Annotated in this window: 27 protein-coding genes; 15 read left to right on the forward strand and 12 right to left on the reverse strand. The window is 43.6% G+C overall.

All coding sequences use genetic code 11. The features are described 5' to 3' along the window. Positions 1–11 precede the first annotated feature (11 nt). The 5 genes from PATL_RS01795 (at position 12) to PATL_RS01815 (ending at position 4737) form a co-directional block, all read left to right on the forward strand. Positions 12–656 (forward strand): peroxiredoxin-like family protein, encoded by a 645-nt coding sequence (locus tag PATL_RS01795; protein ID WP_011573280.1) that lies wholly within the window; start codon positions 12–14, stop codon positions 654–656. 202 nt (positions 657–858) lie between these two features. Beyond that, positions 859–2934: an ATP-dependent DNA helicase RecG gene (gene recG / locus PATL_RS01800; RefSeq protein WP_011573281.1), complete on the forward strand. Its 2076-nt coding sequence runs from the start codon at positions 859–861 to the stop codon at positions 2932–2934. Beyond that, on the forward strand, positions 2927–3775 hold the full coding sequence (locus PATL_RS01805; RefSeq protein ID WP_011573282.1) for a class I SAM-dependent methyltransferase: 849 nt from the start codon (positions 2927–2929) through the stop codon (positions 3773–3775). Before recG ends, PATL_RS01805 begins: the two co-directional genes overlap by 8 nt. Before the next feature lie 50 nt (positions 3776–3825). Next, the gene (locus tag PATL_RS01810) at positions 3826–4221 is read left to right on the forward strand and encodes a VOC family protein (RefSeq protein WP_011573283.1); all 396 of its coding nucleotides are present in this window, start codon (positions 3826–3828) and stop codon (positions 4219–4221) included. A 36-nt stretch (positions 4222–4257) separates the two neighbouring features. Continuing rightward, a complete protein-coding gene (locus tag PATL_RS01815; RefSeq protein ID WP_011573284.1) occupies positions 4258–4737 on the forward strand; it encodes a peroxiredoxin in 480 nt (159 codons plus the stop codon). Positions 4738–4776: 39 nt separating this feature from the next. On the opposite strand, the gene PATL_RS01820 is transcribed toward PATL_RS01815, so the two are convergent. After that, positions 4777–6363 (reverse strand): hypothetical protein, encoded by a 1587-nt coding sequence (locus PATL_RS01820; RefSeq protein ID WP_011573285.1) that lies wholly within the window; start codon positions 6361–6363, stop codon positions 4777–4779. Between the two features lies 1 nt (position 6364). Next, positions 6365–7276: an ATP-binding cassette domain-containing protein gene (locus tag PATL_RS01825; RefSeq protein ID WP_011573286.1), complete on the reverse strand. Its 912-nt coding sequence runs from the start codon at positions 7274–7276 to the stop codon at positions 6365–6367. A gap of 223 nt (positions 7277–7499) precedes the next feature. Here PATL_RS01825 and PATL_RS01830 point away from each other — a divergent pair, with 223 nt between their 5' ends. Then, positions 7500–8246 (forward strand): helix-turn-helix transcriptional regulator, encoded by a 747-nt coding sequence (locus PATL_RS01830; RefSeq protein ID WP_011573287.1) that lies wholly within the window; start codon positions 7500–7502, stop codon positions 8244–8246. Here PATL_RS01830 and PATL_RS01835 read toward each other — a convergent pair. After that, the gene (locus tag PATL_RS01835) at positions 8243–9190 is read right to left on the reverse strand and encodes a hypothetical protein (protein ID WP_041714180.1); all 948 of its coding nucleotides are present in this window, start codon (positions 9188–9190) and stop codon (positions 8243–8245) included. The two genes, PATL_RS01830 and PATL_RS01835, sit on opposite strands and share 4 nt — an antisense overlap. A gap of 228 nt (positions 9191–9418) precedes the next feature. Here PATL_RS01835 and PATL_RS01840 point away from each other — a divergent pair, with 228 nt between their 5' ends. Then, positions 9419–10012: an acyl-homoserine-lactone synthase gene (locus PATL_RS01840; RefSeq protein ID WP_011573289.1), complete on the forward strand. Its 594-nt coding sequence runs from the start codon at positions 9419–9421 to the stop codon at positions 10010–10012. 590 nt (positions 10013–10602) lie between these two features. Here PATL_RS01840 and PATL_RS01845 read toward each other — a convergent pair. From PATL_RS01845 to PATL_RS01875, 7 genes are all read right to left on the reverse strand, one after another. Next, positions 10603–10809: a hypothetical protein gene (locus tag PATL_RS01845; RefSeq protein WP_011573290.1), complete on the reverse strand. Its 207-nt coding sequence runs from the start codon at positions 10807–10809 to the stop codon at positions 10603–10605. Between the two features lie 48 nt (positions 10810–10857). Next, positions 10858–11073, reverse strand: a complete 216-nt coding sequence (locus PATL_RS01850) for a hypothetical protein (protein WP_011573291.1) — start codon at positions 11071–11073, stop codon at positions 10858–10860. A gap of 26 nt (positions 11074–11099) precedes the next feature. After that, positions 11100–11315 (reverse strand): hypothetical protein, encoded by a 216-nt coding sequence (locus tag PATL_RS01855; RefSeq protein WP_011573292.1) that lies wholly within the window; start codon positions 11313–11315, stop codon positions 11100–11102. A 26-nt stretch (positions 11316–11341) separates the two neighbouring features. After that, positions 11342–11557, reverse strand: a complete 216-nt coding sequence (locus PATL_RS01860) for a hypothetical protein (protein WP_011573293.1) — start codon at positions 11555–11557, stop codon at positions 11342–11344. Positions 11558–11583: 26 nt separating this feature from the next. Beyond that, entirely contained in the window at positions 11584–11799 is a 216-nt protein-coding gene (locus tag PATL_RS01865; RefSeq protein WP_011573294.1) for a hypothetical protein, read from the reverse strand. Positions 11800–11825: 26 nt separating this feature from the next. Beyond that, complete coding sequence (locus PATL_RS01870) at positions 11826–12041, reverse strand: hypothetical protein (protein WP_011573295.1); 216 nt, start codon at positions 12039–12041, stop codon at positions 11826–11828. 106 nt (positions 12042–12147) lie between these two features. Next, on the reverse strand, positions 12148–13407 hold the full coding sequence (locus PATL_RS01875) for a DUF6895 family protein (RefSeq protein WP_011573296.1): 1260 nt from the start codon (positions 13405–13407) through the stop codon (positions 12148–12150). Between the two features lie 175 nt (positions 13408–13582). Here PATL_RS01875 and PATL_RS01880 point away from each other — a divergent pair, with 175 nt between their 5' ends. The 5 genes from PATL_RS01880 (at position 13583) to htpX (ending at position 18191) form a co-directional block, all read left to right on the forward strand. Continuing rightward, on the forward strand, positions 13583–14872 hold the full coding sequence (locus PATL_RS01880) for a DUF6895 family protein (protein ID WP_011573297.1): 1290 nt from the start codon (positions 13583–13585) through the stop codon (positions 14870–14872). Positions 14873–14882: 10 nt separating this feature from the next. Beyond that, on the forward strand, positions 14883–15782 hold the full coding sequence (locus tag PATL_RS01885) for a hypothetical protein (RefSeq protein ID WP_011573298.1): 900 nt from the start codon (positions 14883–14885) through the stop codon (positions 15780–15782). Between the two features lie 287 nt (positions 15783–16069). Then, a complete protein-coding gene (locus PATL_RS01890) occupies positions 16070–16285 on the forward strand; it encodes a hypothetical protein (protein WP_041714181.1) in 216 nt (71 codons plus the stop codon). Between the two features lie 140 nt (positions 16286–16425). After that, positions 16426–17217 carry a substrate-binding periplasmic protein gene (locus PATL_RS01895; protein ID WP_232283319.1) on the forward strand — a complete coding sequence of 264 codons (792 nt, stop codon included), beginning with the start codon at positions 16426–16428 and terminating at the stop codon, positions 17215–17217. A 101-nt stretch (positions 17218–17318) separates the two neighbouring features. Then, positions 17319–18191 carry a protease HtpX gene (gene htpX / locus PATL_RS01900; protein WP_011573301.1) on the forward strand — a complete coding sequence of 291 codons (873 nt, stop codon included), beginning with the start codon at positions 17319–17321 and terminating at the stop codon, positions 18189–18191. On the opposite strand, the gene PATL_RS01905 is transcribed toward htpX, so the two are convergent. Continuing rightward, the gene (locus PATL_RS01905) at positions 18188–18874 is read right to left on the reverse strand and encodes a cyclase family protein (protein ID WP_011573302.1); all 687 of its coding nucleotides are present in this window, start codon (positions 18872–18874) and stop codon (positions 18188–18190) included. The genes htpX and PATL_RS01905 overlap by 4 nt on opposite strands. A gap of 126 nt (positions 18875–19000) precedes the next feature. On the opposite strand from PATL_RS01905, the gene PATL_RS01910 reads away from it, so the two are divergent. Beyond that, positions 19001–20182, forward strand: a complete 1182-nt coding sequence (locus PATL_RS01910) for an NAD(P)/FAD-dependent oxidoreductase (RefSeq protein ID WP_011573303.1) — start codon at positions 19001–19003, stop codon at positions 20180–20182. A gap of 126 nt (positions 20183–20308) precedes the next feature. Here the strand turns inward: PATL_RS01910 and PATL_RS23020 are convergent, their stop codons facing one another. Continuing rightward, the gene (locus PATL_RS23020; RefSeq protein ID WP_301547047.1) at positions 20309–20434 is read right to left on the reverse strand and encodes a hypothetical protein; all 126 of its coding nucleotides are present in this window, start codon (positions 20432–20434) and stop codon (positions 20309–20311) included. 525 nt (positions 20435–20959) lie between these two features. Between PATL_RS23020 and PATL_RS01920 the strand changes: the two genes are divergently transcribed. Both PATL_RS01920 and PATL_RS01925 read left to right on the forward strand, forming a co-directional pair. After that, positions 20960–23311, forward strand: coding sequence for a TonB-dependent receptor (locus PATL_RS01920; RefSeq protein ID WP_011573304.1), 2352 nt, complete (start codon positions 20960–20962; stop codon positions 23309–23311). A 132-nt stretch (positions 23312–23443) separates the two neighbouring features. Beyond that, positions 23444–24841 carry a ferredoxin reductase family protein gene (locus PATL_RS01925; protein ID WP_011573305.1) on the forward strand — a complete coding sequence of 466 codons (1398 nt, stop codon included), beginning with the start codon at positions 23444–23446 and terminating at the stop codon, positions 24839–24841. Positions 24842–24860 lie beyond the last annotated feature (19 nt).

The following is a 24860-nucleotide window of genomic DNA, read 5'->3' on the forward strand; positions in this document are numbered from 1 at the left end:
AGGATTTCAAAATGATGACTAACGTAAAAGCGACAATCGGTTGTTTACTTCTTTTACTCGCTGTTCTTTCCTCGACTGTGTTAGCGTTTGAGCGCACTACCATTGCTGAAGATGCCCAAGATGTCACCCCATTGCTAGTCGGCCATTTTGCCCCGAACACCAAATTGCAAACCGCTGATGGCGCGCCAGTCAGCTTGAAAGCCATCACTATGCAAAAGCCCACTGTGTTAATTTTTTATCGTGGTGGCTGGTGTCCTTACTGTAATCGTCAGTTGGCTGGACTGAAAGACATTGAAAAATCTCTGGATGATTTGGGTTATCAAATATTAGCGATATCCCCTGAAACGCCAGCGCAACTGCAAGCTCAAAAACTGCAAAGCAAATTTACCGTACAGTTACTTTCTGATAGCAAGCTAGAGACCATACGCGGTTTTGGTATTGGTTATTATGTGCCTGAAGACAAAACCGCTCAGTACAAAGAAAAGAAAGGCATAGAGTTAAATGCATCAGCTGAAGCAGGGCGGGGTGTATTACCAGCACCAGCTGTGTTTATTCTAGATGAACAGGGGGTGATCAAATTCAGTTACGTGAACCCTGACTACAAACAACGATTATCGCCTGAATTCCTTTATCAAGCGGCTAAGTATTCGCTTTAACACTCGATGCGCGAAATGCGGAGTAAAGATAGGCACAAATGGTGTTAAGTTCTTGCCCCGATTGAGTAAATCGTGAAGTATAATAAACAACTCAGTGATATTTTGTATCTGATTTACTTGAAGGGCAGGCGGCTATTTCTTTGTTATCTATTGTGCTTTTAATCACTTTCCCTAATCGGCTCGCGCAAGGTTCGGACTCTCGATGTTAGGGCTAGCCCAGACGCCAGTCACCCAGCTAAAAGGGGTTGGCAGCAAAGTCGCTGAAAAGTTGGTTAAGCTTGGCCTGCAATCAGTGCAGGACTTGTTATTTCACTTGCCCCATCGTTATGAAGATCGGACCCGCATTTATCCCATCGCTGAGCTAATGCCGCATTTGCATACCAGTGTCGAAGGCGAAGTCATGTCTAGCGATGTGCAGTTTGGCCGTAAACGCATGCTAATAGTGCGGATCAGCGACGGCACAGGCACCATCACATTACGCTTTTTTCATTTTTCAGCGGCGCAAAAAAACAGCTTAGAAAACGGTACACGCATTCGTTGTTTCGGTGAGGTACGTGCGGGCAAATATGGCCTAGAGATCATGCACCCAGAATATAAAACCATTAGTGCAGATTCCAACGCCCAGTTGGCTGAATCTTTAACGCCAGTTTATCCCTCTACTGAGGGCGTCAAACAAATTACCTTGCGTAATTTGACCGAGCAAGCCCTCACATTGCTTGATAAAGGCGGTTTAGCTGAATTGCTACCTGAGGATGTTTATCAGCAGCAAGTCGGTTTAATTGAAGCTTTACATTTAGTACACAGGCCTCCTCCTGATGTGACGCTGGCTTTACTTGAGGAAGGTAAGCACCCCGCTCAGCAGCGCTTAGCGCTAGAAGAGCTATTGGCCCATCACTTAAGTGTGCTTAAAGTACGCCAGCAAAGTCAGTTGCAAAAAGGCTTTGCTATCACCCCAAGTGAGCCCCTGCTGAAACAGCTACTCGATAGCTTGCCATTTGATTTAACGGGTGCCCAGCAACGTGTTATCAACGACATTCAACACGATATGCAGCGCCCAACCCCCATGATGCGTTTAGTGCAAGGGGACGTAGGGTCAGGTAAAACACTGGTCGCTGCCATGGCTGCGCTATCAGCGATCAGTGCAGGCTACCAAGTGGTTATGATGGCGCCTACTGAGCTGCTGGCAGAACAACATATGAACAATTTTCAAGGTTGGTTTGCTCCCCTAGGTATCGAGGTCGGCTGGCTGGCCGGTAAGTTAAAAGGTAAAGCTCGTAACGAAACCCTAGAAAATTTAGCCAGCGGCAAGCTGCAGTTACTGGTAGGCACTCACGCTGTGTTTCAAGAGACCGTACAATACCAATCCTTGGCACTGGTCATTGTGGACGAGCAACACAGATTCGGGGTGCATCAGCGCTTGGCATTGCGTGAAAAAGGCGTGCAGCAGGGGGCGTTTCCTCATCAGTTGATCATGACTGCAACGCCCATTCCACGCACACTAGCGATGACAGCCTATGCAGATCTAGACACTTCGGTAATCGACGAGCTACCGCCCGGACGCAGGCCTATTACCACTGTGGTATTGCCCGAAACGAGACGCATAGAAGTGGTTGAACGGGTGCGCTTGGCGACTGTAGAGCAAGGCAGGCAAACCTATTGGGTATGCACCCTGATTGAAGAATCAGAAGTGTTGCAGTCTCAAGCGGCAGAAGAAACCGCTATTGCCTTAGCAACAGCCTTGCCTGAACTAAAGGTTGGTTTAGTGCACGGGCGCCTTAAAGCCGATGAAAAGCAGCGTTTAATGCAGCAATTTAAAGACGGCGAGATGGACTTATTGGTGGCTACCACCGTAATCGAGGTCGGGGTCGATGTGCCCAACGCCAGTTTGATGATCATCGAAAACCCAGAACGTTTAGGTTTAGCGCAATTACATCAACTTCGCGGGCGAGTTGGGCGAGGCTCAGTAGAAAGCCACTGCGTGTTGATGTATCAAAGCCCTTTGTCAAAGACGGCAGCAAAGCGATTAGCTGTGCTGCGTGAATCCCATGATGGTTTTTATATTGCCCAACAAGATTTAGAGATACGTGGCCCAGGTGAACTGTTGGGTACCAAGCAAACCGGCTTGGCTGACTTGCGTATCGCCGATTTGGTGCGTGACGCCGAGCTTATTCCTCAGGTACAAACCTTGTCTGTAAAATTATGGGAACAACATCCTGCAAATGCACAAGCCATTATTAATCGCTGGTTAGGTCACAAAGAGCATTTTGGTCATGCCTGATAATTCTTACATCAACGCGGTGACACATACCGTTGCAAAATCGCCAGCCACAGCACCTGTAAAGATGGCTCCTGTAGTCACTGTGCCAGAAAACGCCAGCCCCGAACTTGTTGAAAAAGCTAAAAACTTAGCATCTGTGTGGCAATTGAACTTCGATGGTAATGTCAGACATGGCTTAGTGTTGATGCAAAGCGAAGCGCATTTAGCGTTAAAGCAATTAGATGAGCCAAAAGTAGGCGAGGTACTAGTGGACTTTGCCTCTGACGCCCTGACGTTTAGGCGACTGCACGGTGGTGGTAAAAAAGAAGCCGTCGCCAAAGCGGTTGGTTTAAAAGGGCAGAGCGAATGGAGAGTTTTAGATGCCACAGCAGGCCTTGGGCGAGATGCGTTCGTGCTCGCAAGCCTAGGCTGCAGGGTTGATATGATTGAGCGCTCCCCAGTGGTAGCCGCCTTGTTAGCAGATGGACTTGAGCGAGCACACCACAGTGCAGAGCTAAGTGCTTGGCTGCCCCAACGAATGCGCTTACATCATGGCATCGCCGTTGATTTAATGGCGAACTGGTGTAACGAACCAGCAAATCTTGCTCCCGATGTGGTGTACCTTGACCCTATGTTCCCGCATCGTAAAAAAAGTGCTGCAGTGAAAAAAGAAATGCGCCTTTTTCAGCAATTGCTTGGTCCTGACGAAGACGCCGATGGGCTGCTCGCCCCCGCACTCGCGTTAGCCAAAAAGCGCGTGGTGGTAAAACGCCCAGCCGGTGCCCCTTTTTTAGCACAGCAAAAGCCCCATATCGAAATGCAAGGCAAGGCGAATCGCTTTGATGTATATCTGATTAATTAGCGCCGAAACCGCTGTTCCTCATTTATTGGGTTTTACTTAAAAGGAATAACATGCAACAAAGCGTATGTAACGTAAGTGTATTGGTCGACGATTACGATAAAGGCATTGAGTTTTACACCCAGTCATTGGGTTTCACTTTGCTTGAGGATATTAAAAACGGCCCAGATTCTCGCTGGGTGCGGATTGCTCCAAACAATGATGCTGGCCAAATAGGTGCCGCTTTAGTGCTGATGAAAGCGGCTGTTAACCAGCAGCAATGGGTGGGCAATCAAACAGGTGGTAGTGTGTCGTTTTTCCTGCAAACGGATGACTTTCACCGTGATTATCAAAACATGCTGCAACGCGAAGTGGTCTTTTTAGAAGAGCCAAGAGATGAGCCCTACGCCACAGTGGCAATATTCCAAGACTGTTTTGGCAACAAGTGGGATTTGCTGCAACCTAAGTAATGTCATGTCTATTACTCATTTAACCAAGGAAATATTATGATCAACGTTGGCGATACCTTACCCGAAGTGACTTTTAGCTTGCGCGAAAATGGCGAAGCTAGTAACCCCACAACCGTTGACTTATTTGCGGATAAGAAAGTGGTGTTGTTTGCTGTTCCTGGCGCATTTACACCAACTTGTTCGAATACCCATTTGCCAGGCTATATTGCTTTGGCTGACAAACTAGCGGCAAAAGGCGTTGATAGCATTATCTGTTTATCGGTGAACGATGCATTTGTGATGGAAGCCTGGGGCAAGTCACAAAACGCAGAGAACGTGACTATGCTCGCTGATGGCGGTGCTGCGTTTAGCCAAGCCATTGGCCTTGCTAAAGACACAGGCACCTTCGGTGGCTTACGCTCTGGCCGTTATTCTATGCTAGTGGAAAACGGTGTCGTTAAGGCACTAAACATCGAAGCCCCTGGCAAGTTTGAAGTCAGTGACGCGCAGACTATGTTGGCGGCATTAAACGGCTAAATTCAGCTAGGTAATTGGCGCGGTGCAATAGAATTTAATCTAATTAGCACCGCTTCTTACCTCTTCAACCACTGCTTTTTTGCTTTTTCCATACAAGAAGTTGCATCGCATGGTAAAAGGATTGGCATGATATCCAATGAGCAGGATAAATAGGGTTAAATTAGCCATCCATGTCGTGCTAAAGCCTTGACTGCTGGCTGTCACACCAATCAGATCACTATAAGGGGCGTGGTTGACCACACTGGTTATCCAGCAGAACAAAAAAATCAATTGAAACATCTTTTGCGAATGTAAAATCATGCTGCTCGTGACTGATCCCAATGGGAGTAGTAAGCAGTATCCCAGAAGATGAAGTACCGCAATAAAATCCCCTTCTATTGCAAACCTGATTAACGCACCCAAGCAACATAGGCCTGTAAATATGCTTGCCCCAAGCACTCGTGTCAGCTTTAAGGTGAGTTGATTTCGGTAGGCTGATAAAAGCCCCACGGTGTCAGAGCGCTCATCGCATATACTTAATTGGCAAACTGTGACCACAGGAAGGAGCCAGATAATAGCTAATATGACTGCGCGTAGAGTATCGAGTGAAACCAATAAAGAAACTGAAAATAAGCACGTAGCAATCACCCAAAAGCGGCGGTTTAAAAGAGTGCTCAGCATCCCTAATTCCGCGCTTAACAGTGGGTAACGTGTATTTAGAGTAAAGAGATAATTAGTGAGCGCGAAGGAACTTGATGACGTTTTTTTCGAAGTAGAACCTGTGGTGGAACGAGTTGATTTACTCTGATATAGCAGGTGACACGAACCATTTGCTAGCTTCAACGTGATTGCGAAAACTACTAAGCCTGATAATAGCTGTAAAATAACGGGTATGAAAACAAAGGTGTCATAATTGACCCCTTGCCAATCAAATGTTTCTTGAATGCGATTCAGCTTCGATATTCCTATCGATATATGTTGGGCTTGCCCTGCGGTTAGTGAGGGGGCGGCTTGCTCCATTTGCCGGGTAAATTCGCTGTGAGCGGATAATCCAAAAATATTTAAAGTACTGAGTGACGCCCAAACGAAAAAGTAGATTAGGTTGCTATATTTACGTATTTTTTCAGGGAGAATATCAAATAATAATGCAAAGCAACTTGCCAAAATAGTGACTGGGAGTATGAGCACTAGGTAGGGCAAGAGGTACGCAGTAACATATATGGTAGTTTGCTCTTGAGCGATTAACTGTTGCAACATGGCAGCTGCTATCATCAAAGTGCCAATGATATTTAGCAGTAAAACATTGACTACAAACTTAGTGCTTAAGTACTGATTGATGGTGAAGGAAGAAGAGAGTAGTAAGCTTTGCATTTGAGATGTTTTTTCTTGGGCAACAATACCTGATAGTAAGTAATACCCAAACAGCAGCAGGAACGAAGAACTGACTAATGCTACCGACTCCCCCATCCACGCCGAATTGTATATTCCCCGATAGCCATTAATATCTAAGACGGCGTATCCAGCGCTCGCATCAGGAAAAAGAAACAATGTCGTTGCTATCATGCAAAGACAAGCTAACCACCAGTTAGTTTTGTGGATCCTGTTGTATAAGTCTAATCGAACAATTCGCCAGAAATACCAGTTCATTTTAGTGCTCCTGCAAAGGGCAAGGGGCTGTAAAAAATAGATACGCGTCTTCTAAATTGGGGGCGATAGAACTGGCACATTCATTAGGGGGAGTGTCGTGAATAACCCTTAATCGCGTTTTCTCGTCAAAAGATTGTGTATCACAAACTTTAAACAGGGTCTCAATTTGCCTCACTTCTGAGTTTTCCACCATGATGTCCCACACCTTTCCCTTCATATGCTGAAGTAAATTTTCAGGTGTGTTGAAGGCACAAACCTCTCCCCTAGCGAGTACTAAGATATTATCTGATATCGAGGCGAGGTCAGAAATGATATGGCTAGATAAAATAATAATTTTGTCTTTGGCTAATTTCTTTAGCAGGCTGCGAAAGGCAACTCGTTCATGGGGGTCTAACCCAACGGTAGGCTCATCAAAAATCAGTATGTCGGGTGCTCCAAGCAGCGCTTGTGCGATACCGATTCGTTGACGCATGCCACCTGAAAACGTTGAAATTTTTTGGTTTTCAAATTCATGTAAGTTGAGCGCATGTAACAATTCAGAGATATCTTGCTCTACATGCGTTCTGGCCACCTGTTTAACCGCGGCTAAATACTGCAAAAATTGTTTTGCCGTTAAATTTTCATAGACAGCAAAGTGTTGCGGGAGCAGGCCTAATCGTTGCCTGATTAAGTGCGGGCAATCTGCCACATCTTGGCCATTTAATTGGATGCTGCCAGAGCTGGGACGCTCCAACTGCGCAATTAACTTAAGCAGAGTCGATTTGCCGGCACCGTTTGATCCGACTAATCCAATTATGCCAGGAGTTAACGTTAAGCTTATGTTATTGAGCGCTGTTTGATTTTCGTCGTACGACTTGCTTAATTTTTGTATTTCCAGCTGAACTTGTTTTTTTGGAAACCTTGCGTTTAACATATTGCGTGACCTCTGTAGGTTACAGAACCCCTATTGTAGGAGCTTATGTGCTACTTCCTACTTGTTACTTTTGACAGGTTTGCAGATTAATAGTGTGATCTTTTGGTAGTTTTACTTACCATTTTTTGCTAGCTTGGTTATTAAATGAACGAGTGCTACATGCTTAATGACGCAAATGCACTCTTCGTGACTAAAATCTAAAAACATTTCCAGCAAGGAAGGGATGATGCAAGTCGAAGAATTCTACGAATTACTAGAAAGTGTAGACGAAAGTAGCTCAATTGATGCTCTAAAGGAAACTTGCGAAAGGTTCTGTCAGCTAATTGATATCCCGTTTTATTTATTGGGCGTCATCGGGCAAACATCCTCATACTCACCGACGATTAGAGTTATTTCGAATTATCCAGAGAAATGGCTCGAGTTTTACTTTAAGGAAAGTGAACAACAAAACGACCCTGTTGTTAAATACATCTTTGAAAAGCAATCTCCTATCCGCTGGGACAAACTCGTTGAGTACCAAGACTTTTCTTCTACTAAAGGTTTGCTCGTTTTCGAAAAAGCAGCGGCATATGGCTTGTACAATGGGCTAAGCATCCCTATTCGATCTACTTCTGAGAATATCGCCGTATTCAGTGTAGCGATAGATGAACGTTCCGATGCGAATAGAGTATTAGATAACGCTCAGATGTTTTGCCACACATTTGCAACGCACTTATTCGAGCGATACGTTCTGCTTGAGATAAGTGCAAGCGACGAAACAGATAGACGGGAGCTAACGAAAAGAGAACTTGAATGCCTGTTTTGGGCTTGTGAAGGTAAAACTGCCTGGGAAATTTCGCAGATAATAAATGTTTCTGAGCGAACAGTTTTATTTCACTTAGGTAACTCAAACACCAAGCTAGGCGCTATTAATCGACAGCATGCTGTCGCGCTAGCGATTAAGAAGGGCATTATTAAACCAAATATCTAATTTAGGTATAAACGATGCTCACTGTTAAATTGTTGTTTAGTCATATCAGATTCAGGACGAGCGTTAAACCTTATCCCCTTACTGAAGTGATAGCTGCTGGATATTTTCCAATCGTTATTCAGTAAGTTTATCGGTTGAGTATTTTCGAGTTCGGTCTGGTGTAAGCATAGATAATAAATCATTTCGTCGACGAGGCCACTCACGATCATTTCTTTAGCTAAATCAGTGTGAACAATGATCAGTCCACAGGTCATCTTATGTTCGCACGCGTGTGCTAAAAGTTTCTTCACGTCCAGTAAACTATTGACAGTGTGATGTTGAACAGCTTGGTTAGCATTATTTTTTGTGTTGCTGACATTGAATGGCAAACAACCGGGCTCTTCAGCTACAAACTCCATATTGCCAACCAACCTTTTTATATAGTTGATCGCTTCTATATCCCCATCAAACGTAGAGAAATCCGCTTTTCTGCCCGACAGATCAGCACACGTGATACAACTTATCCAAGGCCTTTTCTTTTGTTCGTTGGTCTGCATGGTTATAACCGTCCCGAGATCCATCAAGGCATTGTTGATAGCAATAACGTTGATATTATTAGAAAGAAAATTGGTTTTATGATTGTCACTAAACCTAAAATGAGCAGGTATACGCGGATACAGAATGTTGACGATACCTGCGTCGGTGGCACTTTTAACCAGTGCGTTACTATCCTTAATCAAAGCATTTGGAGGCAAGGACAAGTAAAGGTCTGCCCCGGCACCACTTGCCTTTATCTGACTCAGTAGCAGAGCTTCAGATTCCAGCTGAGTGCTTCCTTGAAGCTTTAGTATCTTGCCCTTAAGACAAAATAACCAAGCTGCGCCACAATAATGTGAAATAGACGCTGCTTTATCTATTACTAACGACAAACAGCGAGAACGTAAGGCAAAAATATTGTTGTTCATTGCGGTATCCACTTAACTCCATTTCGATATTTTAGCTGCTTTAAATTTTTATATATCCTGTTAGATCTGACGGTGTTTTATAAAAATACTGTCAGATACTACAGGAGAAAATTATTGGAATTAGGCTAGGGACAATGATTAAAACCCTACTGTAAAATGTGATAGCTGAATTTATTGAATTTCGTTGAATATGCTTAGTTGCAAGTTAACTAAACTAGGTTCAACGCAATGAGACAAATAAAAGTAATAGATAAAAACAATAATGAATTTGGACGTAATCCAGAGTTAATTAATGATATGTTCAAATTAAGATCTGAAGTCTTTAAAGGGCGATTAGGTTGGGATGTCGAATCTGATAAAGGCTTGGAAAAAGACTTTTTTGATAACCAGCAGCCAAGTTATATTGCTATGTTGAATGAGAGCGATGATATTGTTGGTGGATGGCGTGCAATACCAACAACAAAAAGTTATATGCTAAAAGATATATTCCCAGAGTTATTGAGAGGGGAGTTAGCACCTGAGGAAAAAAATATTTGGGAAATAAGTCGCTTTGCTATTAGTAAAAATAGAACAGGGAAATCTGCTCGAGTCGCAAGCGAAGATACAGCTGCTTTAGTAAGTTCATTTTATTCATTTGCGATTAAAAATGGCATTACAGATTATGTACTGGTAACCACCACGGCCTGTGAGCGAATTCTTCGGTATTTGGGCGTAAATATGCGCAGAATGGGAGATGGTCAGGCGATGCAAATTGGGGTAGAGAAATCTGTCGCCCTATGGGTTAAAGTGGACAACAATTTAAATATTAATCCTATTCATTAACAATATATTCCTATACTATTGGGCGCTCGTTTTTTGTACGTCGCCCGAACATTCATCTTTTTTACTTCCCAACTGTTTTCTCATTTTCCCCGAAATAGATATCAAATATCTTAATAAATATAATCTATTGAAATGGTGTTTTAGATCATTTCTCAAACGCTCTTATGCCTTATAAAAAGGGATAGGTGAACAGTGTTGTCTGTATCCTGTTAAGCGCTTGTATTGTCATTTTAAACAGGTTAATGCAGTTCCCTAGGCTATTTTAACTAATCTACAGCTGCGCAAGCGAAGCTCGACTTCATGAACATAAGCTACTGCATACAAAAAGGTGACTGAGTTAGGTACGCCTATATCATTGAAGTAACTGTGGTTTTTTTAGTAAGTGAGCGTTTACTTTTTCAGCCTTCAGCCTTCAGCCTTCAGCCTTTAGCGAATGATGATAAGTCAGGGTGCTGATATGTGTTTCAAAATTGAGGTGGCACGAAATATTAAAAATTATCGTTTGCTGATATACATTCGGTGGGGAAAATAAGCGTGATGATGAGTGAAAGACTGCGCCAGGATTCAAATTACCACTGGCGCCGTATATGCTAAGCCAAAGTACTTGAACTAATCAAATCAGAAGCTTGTGTAGCAGCATCCATAATTTGCGGATCGATTTTGTCATAGAGTTGATTTAACAAATCGGAGTTTGCAATCGCTGTTATATTTTCTACTTCATCTGTTTTTACAATGAAGTAATAGTTTGTCATTGAATAAAAGTGTACACCGTTTACTGAAAATGCCGAGCCTTTCATAAAGAATCCTTTTTAAATTAAGGGCGGCTTGCACCGCCAGGTCACTTATTAGCTAACAGAAACTTTGCTAGCGATGTCGTTAATGCTATTGGCTGCATGTGTCGCTGCATCAAGTAATGCAGGGTCCACTTTGTCAGCGAGTACGTTCATAAGGTCGGTGTTTACTGCAGCAGTTAAGTCACCTAGTTCTTTTGCGTCATATACCAGCGCATAGTCAGTAAATGCGATGAAATTTACGCCTTGGGTTGCGAAGTTAAGTTGCATGGTGTTTCTCCTTTTTTAGTGTGTGATTAGCTAACAGATACGTTGCTAGCGATGTCGTTAATGCTATTGGCTACTTGTGTCGCTGCATCAAGTAATGCAGGGTCCACTTTGTCAGCGAGTACGTTCATAAGGTCGGTGTTTACTGCAGCAGTTAAGTCACCTAGTTCTTGCGCGTCATATACCAGCGCATAGTCAGTGAATGCGATGAAATTTACGCCTTGGGTTGCGAAGTTAAGTTGCATGGTGTTTCTCCTTTTTTAGTGTGTTATTAGCTAACAGATACGTTGCTAGCGAGGTCGTTAATGCTATTGGCTGCATGTGTCGCTGCATCAAGTAATGCAGGGTCCACTTTGTCAGCGAGTACATTCATAAGATCGGTGTTTACTGCGGCAGTTAAGTCACCTAGTTCTTGCGCGTCATATACCAGTGCATAGCCAGTGAATGCGATGAAATTTACGCCTTGGGTTGCGAAGTTAAGTTGCATGGTGTTTCTCCTTTTTTAGTGTGTGATTAGCTAACAGATACGTTGCTAGCGAGGTCGTTAATGCTATTGGCTGCTTGTGTCGCTGCATCAAGTAATGCAGGGTCCACTTTGTCAGCGAGTACATTCATAAGATCGGTGTTTACTGCGGCAGTTAAGTCACCTAGTTCTTGTGCGTCATATACCAGTGCATAGCCAGTGAATGCGATGAAATTTACGCCTTGCGTTGCGAAGTTAAGTTGCATGGTGTTTCTCCTTTTTTAGTGTGTGATTAGCTAACTGATACGTTGCTAGCGATGTCGTTAATGCTATTGGCTGCATGTGTCGCTGCATCAAGTAATGCAGGGTCCACTTTGTCAGCGAGTACGTTCATAAGATCGGTGTTTACTGCGGCAGTTAAGTCACCTAGTTCTTGCGCGTCATATACCAGTGCATAGCCAGTGAATGCGATGAAATTTACGCCTTGGGTTGCGAAGTTAAGTTGCATGGTGTTTCTCCTTTCGTTTTATATACGTTATCGAACGAACTAATTTTTGTTGCGATAACAAGTTATGAATGACTAACGCAAATAAGTGCGTTAGCTATCCAATTTTTTAAGCAATTGCTAGTTTCTTCCAGTCGATACAGTCATCAATCTTTTTAATCGTGTTGTGGACTGAAGTTTCGAAGCAGTTACTTTTATTCTTCATTTTTTCGTCATGAAAATAGCCAATAGAGCCGCGCTCATTCCGTTGTGAATTAACAAATTGAATTGTGTTATCAATGACATGGCCCAAACCGACTGTCTCAATTGCTTCACGATCAGTTTCAAGTGATTTGAGAACGGTCAGTAGAAGGGGAAGGTTGTACTCGTCGGCTAATCTTAGGGAGTGACCCAGGGAATATATGAGCTTTAAATCGACAGGATCCGCGTCAACAAAAATGTCGTCTAATTGATCATAAATAATTCGCAAGCACATCGCTGCGACCAGCATGGTGTGATAATTTTTAGCCCACGTTTGGAACTTTTCTCCGTGGCGCTGCTTAACATCATCACCCATTCGCCCTACCGGACCTGGAATGATTGTGTCGTTTTGTATCACCTTGGCGATTTCACAAAAAACCAAGTCCAAATGCCATTCTTTGCAATGCCCAGTTAAGGCGAGGGACGCAAGTAACTCTAGCGATACGTCGAGATCTTGCTTTGCAATATATTTTATTAGCAGGGCCTCTAGAGAGCCGGCAATCCCATGGTCGAAACGCAGCCCAACATCTAAAAAGTCATGGCATTTGCGCATGCCGGTCAGATAAAACACGTTATGCGTTAAAGCGTATGCCTGGGACTCATCAGTGTGAATAGGGTCGGGTAAACGGGTGAAGTTTGACATGGCATATAGACTTTTTACTGGGAATATATGTGCTAAGTCGCCGTGGATCTGCGTAGCAAAAATATAATCCATCATACGAAAGGGCACTAACTCCAACGAACGTGCATGTTGTGAATAAAGCTCGTCCGTAAAATAGTTTTCGTGTTCTGTGTTGTTAACCCCAAGGTGCTTCGCGACTGCAATGGGTAATCCAAAGGCGAGGAAAAGTTCGCGATTTGCTTTAGCTAATTGAAGAAATTTTTCATCTTTCAGTTGATCAAAGAATTGTTTTTCAACGATTTTGCTTTTTGATTTAATTGTATGGTTATTACACACTAGTAAATACAGAGAATATTCGCAAAATGACTTTCTATGTAAAAATGTAGTTTCACTATCTGAAATTCTATATAAATCAAAATATTCTTTATTTTCATCTATCCAAATGTCTATGTTTTTAATTTTGTTTTCTATGTCTTTCCTAAATGATTCACTTTTCAATTTATTCATTTTGTTTCCCCTGAAATTGATGGGGTAATAATTGTTTGTTTTTTTGATTTGGGAAACTGTAAAAAGTATCAGGTTATTATTTTTAGTGTTTAATTGAGGTTAACTGATAGATCTTACAGTTCGCTTAATGTTGTCTTTGATTACTATTAACGAACTTAAATAAGGAATGACTATCATGAATAATCAAAATTTTGCAGAAAGTAGTACGACGTTAAAATACTTAGAAAAAAGAATTAATAAAATTGATAACTGGGTAGATAGAAACTTGTCATGCTTCCAACCGCTAGTCGCTGACTGCCCCAAAGGGACTGATTATCGCCGTAAAGCGTTCGGCGAAGCTGGCTTGTACATATATGTAGCCGCACAATATGAAGCATTTGGATCACCAACAGCATTAGTTGAGAGCTATTGGGAAACCATCTCTTGCAACGACTACCTGGATTTAGCTAGGCGGAATCTCTCCACATATGGTCTTTATGCATTCCCTGTCGCTGTGGCAAACAGCTTGGGCAAAAGTACTGAAAAACTAGATGCTTATTTCGAAGATACTTACCTATCTACTCATTTACGATCTATAGAACTCCCCCCTTTTCGACTGATGGATAACCTGTTTTTCGCAAAAATGTATGGGTTATCTGAAATGCCGTATTCAGTTGAAGAGGTGAATAGGTTGACCAACATGAATCGTCTGCCAGATCCGATTCAATGTGATGAAGCGCAAGCTTATGCTTTAACGCATAATATTTTTTACTTGACTGGTATGAAGGTCAATCATGACTTTCTTGGGCTTGAGCCTACGTACGGACACCTTCAGTTACAAGCTCTAGAAGCTCTTTTCGTGCGCTATATGGCAAATAATAATTTAGATTTGGCGTTAGAGTTATTGATGTGTTTGATTTTGACAGGACTTTGCAAGCGTTGGCATTTACAGTATGCATTAGACTTGGTAGACAAGAATTTAATAGATCACACTATAGTACCGGGCCCAGGTGAGCCAGAAGGTTTCGAAAAGCTAAGTGAAACCAGTGATGAATTTCAAACGTGGGTCAAGCATTACCACACAATGCTTGTGGCGGGCATGACATTTAGACTCGCCGCGACCCATATAGATAGCATATGGGCAAGAGGCCCCTCATTATCTTACTTCGCAGCATATGCTTCAGGACAGTTGGTTAGACTGCTTAATGATTACAACTTGCCATTAGCACTGACGGTGCTCAAGACTTTAGAAGAGCAAATACCAGATATTCGGCGTTTAGATATAGAGTATATCCTCACCTTTTCTCTGCGTTTTATCGAGCAACAATGCCAAGCAGACGGCAAAGTTGGCTTTTACTATGATCAATACCACGCGTTAACGACAACGGGGAAAACTTGGGAAGAAGCCGTTGATACGATTCAAGTGCCTTTATTGAATATTCACCGCCAAATCAATTGGCAACAATTCGATGCTTTAGCAAGCTAAGGAGGCGTACATGCAACTCACCATAAAAAAGTTTAACTTTCTTATTGCCGTTATTTTTTTCACCAGTATCTCAGTGCAATGTTTATTTGCCTATATCGACATTATTAGCTTTGGGGGAGTGCTAATAGTGAGCTTAATGTGGATCCCCTTATTGGCGTGTTTATTAAGTGGAAAAAAATGCATTCACTTGATGCTAAACAGTGTGAAACGTATCGATATTAAATGGATGGGGATAGGTATTTTTACTGGCTTCGTATTATTGTTCGCAGAGCAAGGCTCTTTGTATTTTGGGCGACTGGGACATCTAAACGATCAAGTGTATTTTTTAGATACAGTACGCCAACAAATCCACATAACTAATGTCGCGTTGTTGTTAGGTAACGAGCCTCAATCCTACGCTTTCTTTGCCTTTAACTTGTGTCTTACGATCACTGTTGTTGGGGTGCTAATGGCTATTTTAGTTGTGTTTCCCTTCGAGGCTTGCTGGAGAGGAGTTATCTTTCAAGAGCTATCCAATTTGGTCGGGATCCATAAGGCTCCAATCTTTGTAGGTCTGTTGATTGGACTGTGTGCCATGCCTTTAAGCCTTTTTGGTTACATTAACCCGAACTCTCCCTTACTAAGTGCTTTTATTTACATGCCGCTGTTATCCGTAGGCCTGAGTTACGTGTTAGCGGGATTAGCAATAAATACAGTCAGTGCTTGGCCTACCGCCATTGCGTTAGGTATTTATTTCATTGGTAGTCGTAACTTGTTCTTGCTGCCCGATGATGCCGGCGCAAGTATGGCGGCTAAAGGGGTTGTTCTAGCTATAGCAACACTTTGGATCAGAAGTGCATTGATCAGCCGATTTGAACAAGCGGAGCAACAAAAAGAAGATATAACCCACCAAGCGCAAGCTTGCTCCTAGCGCAAAATAAGTGGCGGGTGTGGGTATTTCAATCGGATATGTATTTTTTACGGCACAACTGTCACCTGCTACTGGTGACAGTTGTCTGTGTTGCCACGCTTTCTACTTATTCATAATCTGTCTACGGCGACAAACCGGCACTCTAGTTCACCTCCAATCAGCTTTTTTATCTGCCGCTGTATTCAGTATGATAATGCAAACTCAAAGGTTACAAATTGTGAGGTCTGGTTGATCCCGCCAAGGTTGAACTGTTAGGTTAGAGGTGAATTCTTGATGGAGGACACATGATGACATCTCATAAACAGGATCAAAATGAACATGGTATCGCGCACTTTGCCGCTTTAAAAACCGCGATTGCCAATGGCGAAGAGCAAACCGTGAAAGAGTTACTGCCCAATGGGCCGATGCAAAGTCTTGAGAAAGATTACTTGGTCGAACTGGCGGAATTAAATAATAACCGCACTATTATCAAGCTACTGCAGGATATGCCTGCAAAAGACTAACTCTGAGTACTGCACTCATGCATTTGGGTGCAGGTGTCCACTGCCTCTAATCACCAGATTAACAAAGTTGACCCACAGGCGTGAAATACTCATACTCGTTGACTTAAAGTCGCTTAGTAAAGGAGTTTCGTTTGACGCTAGTGCGCTTGTGTAGACTTGCCATAATACTTCTTGTGTTACCGCTTAACGCGAAGTTGGCGAAAGCTACCGAACTCTATGAACTTACCTTTGCGGTCAACACTCCCGGTTCTTTTCCCTATTTATATTACGACGACCCTTCACAAACGTATAAAGGGATCGTGCCGGACTTTTTTGCAAATTTAAAACGTCGAGAACGAGTAGACGTTACCTTCGTGGATTCAAACCAACAGCGAAGTGAAACATTTGTAAAAGAAGGTAAAGTCGATTTATATCTTGCGAATGTGGGCTGGGTATCTGAGCCTAACAAGGTCATTACCAGCATACCGATTATTCAGCATAAGACCTTTTTATATAGTCTCACGCCGTTTGATGACAATTTTGACTTCGCTGTCGTTGATAGTAAGCGTGTGTGTACCCAACAAGGGTATGTTTATACTGGTTTACAAGCCTCAATCGACGCTGGGAGATTGGTCCGTTTTGAATCCTCTAGTAAAGTTACGCTGGGTTCGATGTTGGCAAAGGGCCGTTGTGATTACGCGGTGCTCAACAATTACAGTGCTAAACTGGTTTTTTCTCGCCCCGAATTCTGTGGTGTAACAATTTATCAGTCCCCAAAAGCAACTAGCACGATCCCGTTGAATATTATTATGCGCCCTGCACTACACAAGGTGAAAGCTCTCATTGATGCTGAGCTCACAGGGTTTAAAGCAAGTGGTAAGGCGACTCAATCTTTAGCAGCACATTCTTCGATTCCTCGCTTTCCAATGCAGGGTCAATGTAGCTCTGTCTAACGAAGCCATATTTTTTAATAAATATTGAAACTGCGCACCTTTGCTATTGCGCTACGCAAGCATTGGCCACATATTAAGCATTCTAATTTGGAGTGTGAAATATGTTTCGAATACTAATGTTTTTAGCCACTAACATTGCCGTTATGGTATTGATTAGTTTGGTCTTTAGCCTGTTTGGTTTTCAAGGTTTGTTAGCACAAAACGGGGTTGATTTAGACTTGCAGGCTCTGCTTGTTTACTCGGCCGTTATTGGCTTTAGTGGCTCGATCATCTCCTTGTTAATCTCAAAGTTTATGGCCAAGCGCAGTATGAATGTGCATGTGCTTGAGCATCCTGAAAATGACACTGAACGTTGGTTACTACGCACGGTTGAGCGCCAAGCAGAACAAGCGAATATCGGCATGCCTGAGGTGGGTATATTCGTGCACGCAAGCCCCAATGCCTTTGCCACTGGGTGGAACAAAAACAATGCATTAGTGGCAGTCAGTACCGGCTTACTTGAAAACATGACCCAAAGCGAAGTTGAAGCTGTGCTAGCTCACGAAATTAGCCATGTTGCCAACGGCGATATGGTAACCATGACCCTAATCCAGGGCGTGCTGAATACCTTTGTGGTGTTTTTGTCGCGGGTTATCGGCCATGTGGTAGACCGAGTCGTGTTTAAAGTCGAACGGGGTCACGGGCCAGCGTTTTGGATAGTGTCGATTATCAGCCAAGTAATACTCGGCATCTTAGCATCGATGATCGTAATGTGGTTTTCACGTTACCGTGAATTTAGAGCCGATGCTGGCGGTGCAAGTATCGCGGGGCGCAACAATATGATTGCTGCACTTAAGCGTTTAAAGCAAAACCAAGATGCGCCGCCCATGCCAGAGGAAATGGCTGCGTTTGCCATTAGTGCAGGCAAGGTGCAAAAGTTGTTTTCCAGCCACCCTCCGCTGGACAAACGCATAGAGGCACTGCAGAAAGGTTAGTTATTACTCTTTTCAATTTGCACAAATGCCCTAACAGGAAAGGTGCCGACACCGGTTATTTTAGGCGGCACCGCATAAAAACGTGCACCCTGGGTGGGCACTTTATCCAAATTGGTAAGGTGCTCGCAAATCAGTACGTTATTCGCCAATAGCAAGCTGTGTACTGGGCGTTTTCGGCCGCGGGTATCATCAATATTGTGTGAATCAATGCCCACCAATTTGGCGCCGTTATCAAGTAGCCACTGCGCAGCTTCTTCAGTCAAATAAGCATGGTTTTCAAAGTATTGCTCGCTGTTCCAATGCTTGCTCCAATTGGTATTAATAAGCACGGCCTTATCTGCCACATCTGTCTCTTTGAAAAAGTGCAGGCCAATCTCGATGTTATCTTTTGCATCAATCACCACGGTGGGTAAATCAGCCAACAGCGCTAACGACACTTGTGCAAGGTCGTCACCATCAGCGGCAAAATGAAAAGGTGTGTCGATATAGGTGCCGGTATTACTAACCATTTCGATTTTGCCGATTTGCACTTGATAGTCATCACCGTAAACCTTTTTCGATTCTTCGCGGCTTAGGTAGTCGCACATAATGGGCGCAGGTAAACCTTTGTACGTGATTAAGCCGTCGTATATGCGATGGCTCAAATCGATAAAGGTACGTTTGTTAGATCGAGGGTCAGTCAATGAGACTCCTTAGGCGGGCTAAAACCGGAAATGACAAAGTGTTCAACTTAGCATTAATTTGGGTTTTTAAAGCAAAATTCTTTATACTCCGCGCGAAATACATCCCCTAAAATAACAGGCAGTAACGTGAAGAAAGTAGACGTAGTCGTCATAGGTGCAGGTGCCGCAGGTTTATTTTGCGCAGCGCAAGCGGGCAAACGTGGGCGTAGTGTGGCAGTACTCGACCATGCTAAGCGCATCGGTGGCAAAATTCTAATGTCTGGCGGTGGTCGCTGTAACTTCACCAATATGTATGCCTCCCATGAGAACTTTCTTTGTGATAACAAGCACTTCTGTAAATCAGCCTTGAGCCAATATACTCAATGGGATTTTATCAGTCTGGTGGCCGAATACGGCATTGCCTACCATGAAAAAACCTTGGGTCAGTTGTTTTGTGATGACAGCGCTAAAGACATTCTCAACATGCTATTGAGCGAGTGTGATAAAGCAGGCGCGACAGTCACCAATCAATGTGATGTGCTGCAAATCGATAAAACAGATGCTGGCTTTACCTTGCAAACCAGTAAAGGTGAATACCAATGTGAATCGCTGGTTATTGCCACCGGCGGACTTTCTATGCCGAAGCTGGGTGCCAGTCCTTTTGGATACAAAGTCGCTGAGCAATTTGGTTTAGCCGTTAAACCGACTCGCGCTGGCTTGGTGCCGTTCACGTTGCATGAACAAGATAAGAGTGTACTCGCCGAGCTAAGCGGTATTTCCCTTGATGCTAGCGCTAGTTGTAATGACTCTAGCTTTAATGAAAATATCTTATTTACCCACAGAGGCTTAAGTGGCCCAGCCGTGCTGCAAATATCCTCTTTTTGGGAGCCAGGCCAAGCCGTAGATTTCGACTTGTACCCCAACGGCGACCTGCATGAGGAGCTGCAAAAAGCTCAACAAAGTCAGCCGGATGTGCTGCTTAGTAATGCCCTAGCGGCGTTTTACCCCAAACGTTATGTACAAACTGTGCTGCCGTACTTAAGCATTGAGAATAAGCCCCTAAAACAGTACCAAGGTAAGAGCCTAAATGACGTTGCACAAGCCTTTCATCAATGGCAGTTAAAACCCAATGGCACTGAAGGCTATCGCACCGCAGAAGTTACGCTCGGCGGCGTAGACACCGATTCTCTATCATCAAAAACCATGGAAGCTAAAGATGTGAAAGGCCTGTACTTCATCGGCGAAGTCATGGACGTTACAGGCTGGTTAGGGGGCTATAACTTCCAATGGGCTTGGTCGTCAGGTTTTGTGGCAGGGCAGGTGGTTTGATGTTTTCAAGCGATGTTTAAAATTGGGTTAGCTGAGATGCCTTTGTTACTAACCCATTTTAGCCAACCATAATGACGCATCTTTTTTGTTGTTGAAGCGTCGTATAACAACATCGTTTTTTACCGTCTAAACTGATTTGTTGAGTAAGTACTCTTTAAGTACATTGGTACTGAGTGCTTCTGCAGCGGCGCATATCCCTTGGCTTACACACCAACCAATGACACGTTTTACTTTAGATTCAACCGATGGCATGCTGATCTCTCAATGTTCAAATCATAGTAGTTTGGCAAATTTATCACTCTCAATATTAGGAATGACTTTGTGTATCTCCCTTTCGAATTTTAGAGCTGTTTGTTCTGACCACTGACCTAGATTGTCTATTTTTACTACATTTCCATTTGTTCTTATCCAAAAATTTGCCGCCATAAATCCCAACGTCAATTAACTTCCTATCGGACTATAAGACAATATCCTTAATCACTCAGGTGCTTCAACAAACTCCTTCACACATAAAACTGTGCGGTTTCATTTTTCTTCACTAATAAACGTTTCACAGAAAAAATTAAACACTCGACTGTTTCACAATACGAAACGAGTGTATTGATTGGCGGTTGAAGCCAGCGTAATGTCCGTTTGTGAATTTTATGTAACTCAGCTGTAATTTTTTTGGTTGAGGAAAACGGTAGCGCCAAATTGGGTGAGTCACTTGGACGCTATTTTAAGAATGAATAAAAAATTGATCTTCAACTTAATAATAAAATCCAAGGAGAACACACGGTGAAAGCCCAATTTAAATTATTATTGTTAGCTACATCTATAGCCAGCGTTTTTAATCCTTTATCCCTTAATGCGCAAGAAAAAAGCACGGATACTAAACAAGAAATAACTGAAACAGAAGAGTCACAAGGCATTGAAGTGATAATGGTTTCTGCGACTAAGCGGTCTGAGAGCGTGCAAGATATTCCACTTTCAGTCACCGCTTTTTCGCAGCAACAACTTGATATCAAAGGTGCTTCATCGCTTACGGGCATTCAAGAGTCTACACCCAATCTAAATTTCTCGGTGCAATCAGCTGGGCAAAACGTGGCGCGCGTTACATTGCGTGGTGTCGGTACTGAAACCTTAGTCGGTGGCGGAGACCCCGGCGTTGCGCTGCACATTGACGGCATTTACGTTGGGCGAAATTCAGCGGCTGCCGCTGACGTATTTGATGTAGACAGACTAGAAGTGTTGCGCGGTCCGCAGGGCACTCTATATGGACGAAATGCCACGGGTGGCTCTGTCAATATCATTACTAAAAAGCCAACTGACGAGCTTGAAGGCTCAGCTGATTTAACCTACGGCAACTACAACGAAGCGCGCGTACGCGGCGTAATCAATGTGCCCTTGAGTGACAACCTGTATTCGCGCATAACTATGCTGTCAGAGAGTCACGATGGTTATATTAAAAATTTATATGAAGGCGGCCGAGATGTGGACGATAAAGACAGCCAGAGCGGTCGCGCACAGCTACTTTATTTAGCCGACTCTGGGGATGAATATTTACTTAGAGGCTACTACTCAAAAACTGGAGGCGCAGGCCCAGGTTCGCAATATTTAGGCACGGATATAAACACAGAAAACGGCTATCCCTCGGCGTATCTAATTGGGGTGTCTAGTGCAGGAGTCGGTGGTGCTGTATTAGCGGACGCATTTGGATTGGCGACCACGGCGACAGGAGACTCAGTTTTACCATTACCTACAGATCTTCACGAAGTCAGAAAAGATGCTCCTGAGTTTACTGATACCTTAATTCAGGGGATTGATTTTGATGCTAGCATCAATCTTTCCGACACCTTATTGCTTAAATCTATTACCTCTTATCAAACCAATGATAATCAGATATTAGTAGATGCGGACAGCTCAGAGTTACCCCTTGAAACTCGTAACCGTAACAACATGGCTAAACAATACAGCCAAGAATTCAATTTAATTTCTCAAACTCTTGGCCCTTTTCAATGGATATTAGGTGCCTACTATTACCATGAAGAATTAACCGAGCGCTTTGAAGTCATTACCCCTTCTGGGCTAGTGCCTATCGATACACAATTAGGCGAAGGGGCTGTCGCTGGAGGGGGCGGCATAACACAGTTACGTATTGCCAGCCATGAGGTTGATTCAACAGCGTTATTTGCTCAGCTTTCTTATGAGTTAAATGATGAGTGGTCGGTAACAGGCGGGCTACGCTACACCCGCGACGAAAAAACACAATCCAGGGAAATAGGCGGCCAGGTCGATATTACTAACAATGTTCAGTTTTTGAGCGGTGATATCGGGCCATTAGGGCCTGACAGCGGGACCACTTCTTTTACCGAACCGACGTATCGTATCAGTACTGATTATGAACTGAGCCCAGACAATTTGTTATTTGCTAGCTATGCCCATGGTTATAAATCGGGAGGTTATGATCTCAACGGTGGTGAGGTTACAGATGAAGGTGAGCAAGTGCCTTACGAGCCTGAGTTTGTTAACGCGATTGAAATAGGCTCGAAGAACAAGTTCTTCAATAACAAGATGATACTCAACTTAACGGCTTTTCGTTATGACTATGAAGACTTACAGGTGTTTCGACTGTTAGCAACCGGGCCGGTTACCGATAACGCAGCCCAGTCAACGATCCAAGGTGTTGAGCTGGAGCTCAAAATTGAGCCCACAGATAATGTTAAGTTTGATGGCTCAGTAGGCTATTTGGATGCCACATACGATGAGTATTCTATTGATATCCCGCCAACTGACTTTTCCGGTAATCGCTTGAACTACGCCCCTGAATGGACCGGCCACATGGGCGCAGAATATGTAAAAACCATAGGTGAGGGCGACCTAATTACTCGAGTTGATTGGTCATACCGTTCAGACACTTACTTCGACCGTGCAAACACGGACCTAGACATGCAAGAAGCTTATAGCTTGTTCAACGCGCGCGTACGTTATGACACCGAGAAATACTACATCGATCTGTGGGCTAAAAACCTAACCAACGAAGACTACGTGACGGGTCAGGTGATCAACCCGCCATTTACCTGTGGTTGTCGTACGGTGAACGTGGGGGCGCCTAGAACGTATGGGGTCACAGTCGGCGCGCGTTTCTAGCTCGGCATGAATTAGGTTTAGCGGGCGTTTCATTGCGCTAGCGGGTTACAGTCTATTTACCTTTAGGACTGTGCTCGCCTTAATAAATTGCCAAATCCGATGTTAAAAACACCTTTGAAAATAGGTATTCAAATGAACAGCAAACTTTTATCAAGGGCTGTAGGGCAGCTACCTGCAGTAAAACGCTCACCTATGAGTTTTTACTCATTGGTGGCGATTTACATCATATTAATTCTTGCCCCATGGGCATTGTCGTACATTGAGGGGCTGCAAATCCGTGGTTGGTATGAAGAGCTCGTTACCTTACTCAGCATCAGCGGTATGGCTATGATGTTGTGTCAATTTACCTTACTTAATGGCCGAGTAGATGCTATCAACAGCCGAATCGGTGTCGATAACTCCATGCGCGTGCACAATAAGGCAGGTGAATACCTCGCAATTTTGTTTTTCCTACATCCTTTTTTGATTGGATTACCGCGCTTTATTGTTGCGCCATCTTTTGCTTTGGACAATTTGTGGATCATGTTCACCAGCGCCGAGTCTGCTACGGGCGTATATGCTTGGTCATTGCTGATTGTGTTGGTGTTGATGGCGATTAAAAAGAACAAAGTTGGCTTGTCTTACGAGGCTTGGCGCTACACTCATAGTGTGGGGTTTGTAGCCGTTATTATTTTAGCTACCCATCATGCAGTCACGGTTGGGCGACATGGCAGATATAACTTATGGTTTGACGTGTTATGGATTGCCCTTTGCGCAGTCGCTGTTAGCGTGGTGGGTTATGTCTATTTCATTCGTCCTCGCTCTGTATCGAAAAGACCTTTCACTGTAGTCGACTGTCAAAAAGGCAGCGCCGATGACTGGTACTTGACCATTAAAAAAGATGCTGATTTTCAATTTGAGTTTGATGCAGGCCAGTTTGTATGGATCAACACTTCAGGGAGTGCGTTTAAGCGCAATGAACATCCGTTTTCAATTGCATCAAGCCCTCGCTCGCTACCGGAACTAAGCTTCGTTATTCGTAACCTAGGGGATTACACCAAGCAATTAGGAAAATTACAGTTTGGTCAGCGTGTATGGGTTGATGGACCTCACGGTGTATTTACCTTAAACGCTAGAAATGCCCAAGGCATAGTGTTGCTCGCTGGTGGCGCAGGCATCGGCCCTATCATTGGAATATTGCGTGGCCTTAATGATCGCGGCGATACCCGACCTATTCGGTTGATCTATGGTAACCGCAATATGGCGCAAATGATGTTTTTGGATGAGCTTATCGACATGACAAAAAACATGAACCTAGTAACGACCTTAGTACTTAATGACGCGCCAGATGACTTCCCCCCAACTGGTTTTCAAGGGCATAAAGGCTTTATTAACCAAAGTGTAATCGAAGCGACTGGGCAGGGCTACAACACCCAAAATTGGGACTATTACATTTGTGGCCCCCAGCCAATGGTTAAAGCCGTTGAGAGGACGTTGCAGCAGCTTGAGATACCGCAATCGCGAATTCTATATGAACAGTTGGGGTTCTGATAAGGGACTACAGATACCG

The sequence above is a fragment of the Paraglaciecola sp. T6c genome (genome assembly GCF_000014225.1).
GTDB lineage: Bacteria > Pseudomonadota > Gammaproteobacteria > Enterobacterales > Alteromonadaceae > Paraglaciecola > Paraglaciecola atlantica_A.

Coding starts and splice junctions, on each gene's coding strand:
- PATL_RS01795 (WP_011573280.1), top strand. CDS start 12: ATGATGACTAACGTAAAAGCGACAATCGGTTGTTTACTTCTTTTACTC.
- recG (WP_011573281.1), top strand. CDS start 859: ATGTTAGGGCTAGCCCAGACGCCAGTCACCCAGCTAAAAGGGGTTGGC.
- PATL_RS01805 (WP_011573282.1), top strand. CDS start 2,927: ATGCCTGATAATTCTTACATCAACGCGGTGACACATACCGTTGCAAAA.
- PATL_RS01810 (WP_011573283.1), top strand. CDS start 3,826: ATGCAACAAAGCGTATGTAACGTAAGTGTATTGGTCGACGATTACGAT.
- PATL_RS01815 (WP_011573284.1), top strand. CDS start 4,258: ATGATCAACGTTGGCGATACCTTACCCGAAGTGACTTTTAGCTTGCGC.
- PATL_RS01820 (WP_011573285.1), bottom strand. CDS start 6,363: ATGAACTGGTATTTCTGGCGAATTGTTCGATTAGACTTATACAACAGG.
- PATL_RS01825 (WP_011573286.1), bottom strand. CDS start 7,276: ATGTTAAACGCAAGGTTTCCAAAAAAACAAGTTCAGCTGGAAATACAA.
- PATL_RS01830 (WP_011573287.1), top strand. CDS start 7,500: ATGATGCAAGTCGAAGAATTCTACGAATTACTAGAAAGTGTAGACGAA.
- PATL_RS01835 (WP_041714180.1), bottom strand. CDS start 9,190: ATGAACAACAATATTTTTGCCTTACGTTCTCGCTGTTTGTCGTTAGTA.
- PATL_RS01840 (WP_011573289.1), top strand. CDS start 9,419: ATGAGACAAATAAAAGTAATAGATAAAAACAATAATGAATTTGGACGT.
- PATL_RS01845 (WP_011573290.1), bottom strand. CDS start 10,809: ATGAAAGGCTCGGCATTTTCAGTAAACGGTGTACACTTTTATTCAATG.
- PATL_RS01850 (WP_011573291.1), bottom strand. CDS start 11,073: ATGCAACTTAACTTCGCAACCCAAGGCGTAAATTTCATCGCATTTACT.
- PATL_RS01855 (WP_011573292.1), bottom strand. CDS start 11,315: ATGCAACTTAACTTCGCAACCCAAGGCGTAAATTTCATCGCATTCACT.
- PATL_RS01860 (WP_011573293.1), bottom strand. CDS start 11,557: ATGCAACTTAACTTCGCAACCCAAGGCGTAAATTTCATCGCATTCACT.
- PATL_RS01865 (WP_011573294.1), bottom strand. CDS start 11,799: ATGCAACTTAACTTCGCAACGCAAGGCGTAAATTTCATCGCATTCACT.
- PATL_RS01870 (WP_011573295.1), bottom strand. CDS start 12,041: ATGCAACTTAACTTCGCAACCCAAGGCGTAAATTTCATCGCATTCACT.
- PATL_RS01875 (WP_011573296.1), bottom strand. CDS start 13,407: ATGAATAAATTGAAAAGTGAATCATTTAGGAAAGACATAGAAAACAAA.
- PATL_RS01880 (WP_011573297.1), top strand. CDS start 13,583: ATGAATAATCAAAATTTTGCAGAAAGTAGTACGACGTTAAAATACTTA.
- PATL_RS01885 (WP_011573298.1), top strand. CDS start 14,883: ATGCAACTCACCATAAAAAAGTTTAACTTTCTTATTGCCGTTATTTTT.
- PATL_RS01890 (WP_041714181.1), top strand. CDS start 16,070: ATGACATCTCATAAACAGGATCAAAATGAACATGGTATCGCGCACTTT.
- htpX (WP_011573301.1), top strand. CDS start 17,319: ATGTTTCGAATACTAATGTTTTTAGCCACTAACATTGCCGTTATGGTA.
- PATL_RS23020 (WP_301547047.1), bottom strand. CDS start 20,434: ATGCCATCGGTTGAATCTAAAGTAAAACGTGTCATTGGTTGGTGTGTA.
- PATL_RS01925 (WP_011573305.1), top strand. CDS start 23,444: ATGAACAGCAAACTTTTATCAAGGGCTGTAGGGCAGCTACCTGCAGTA.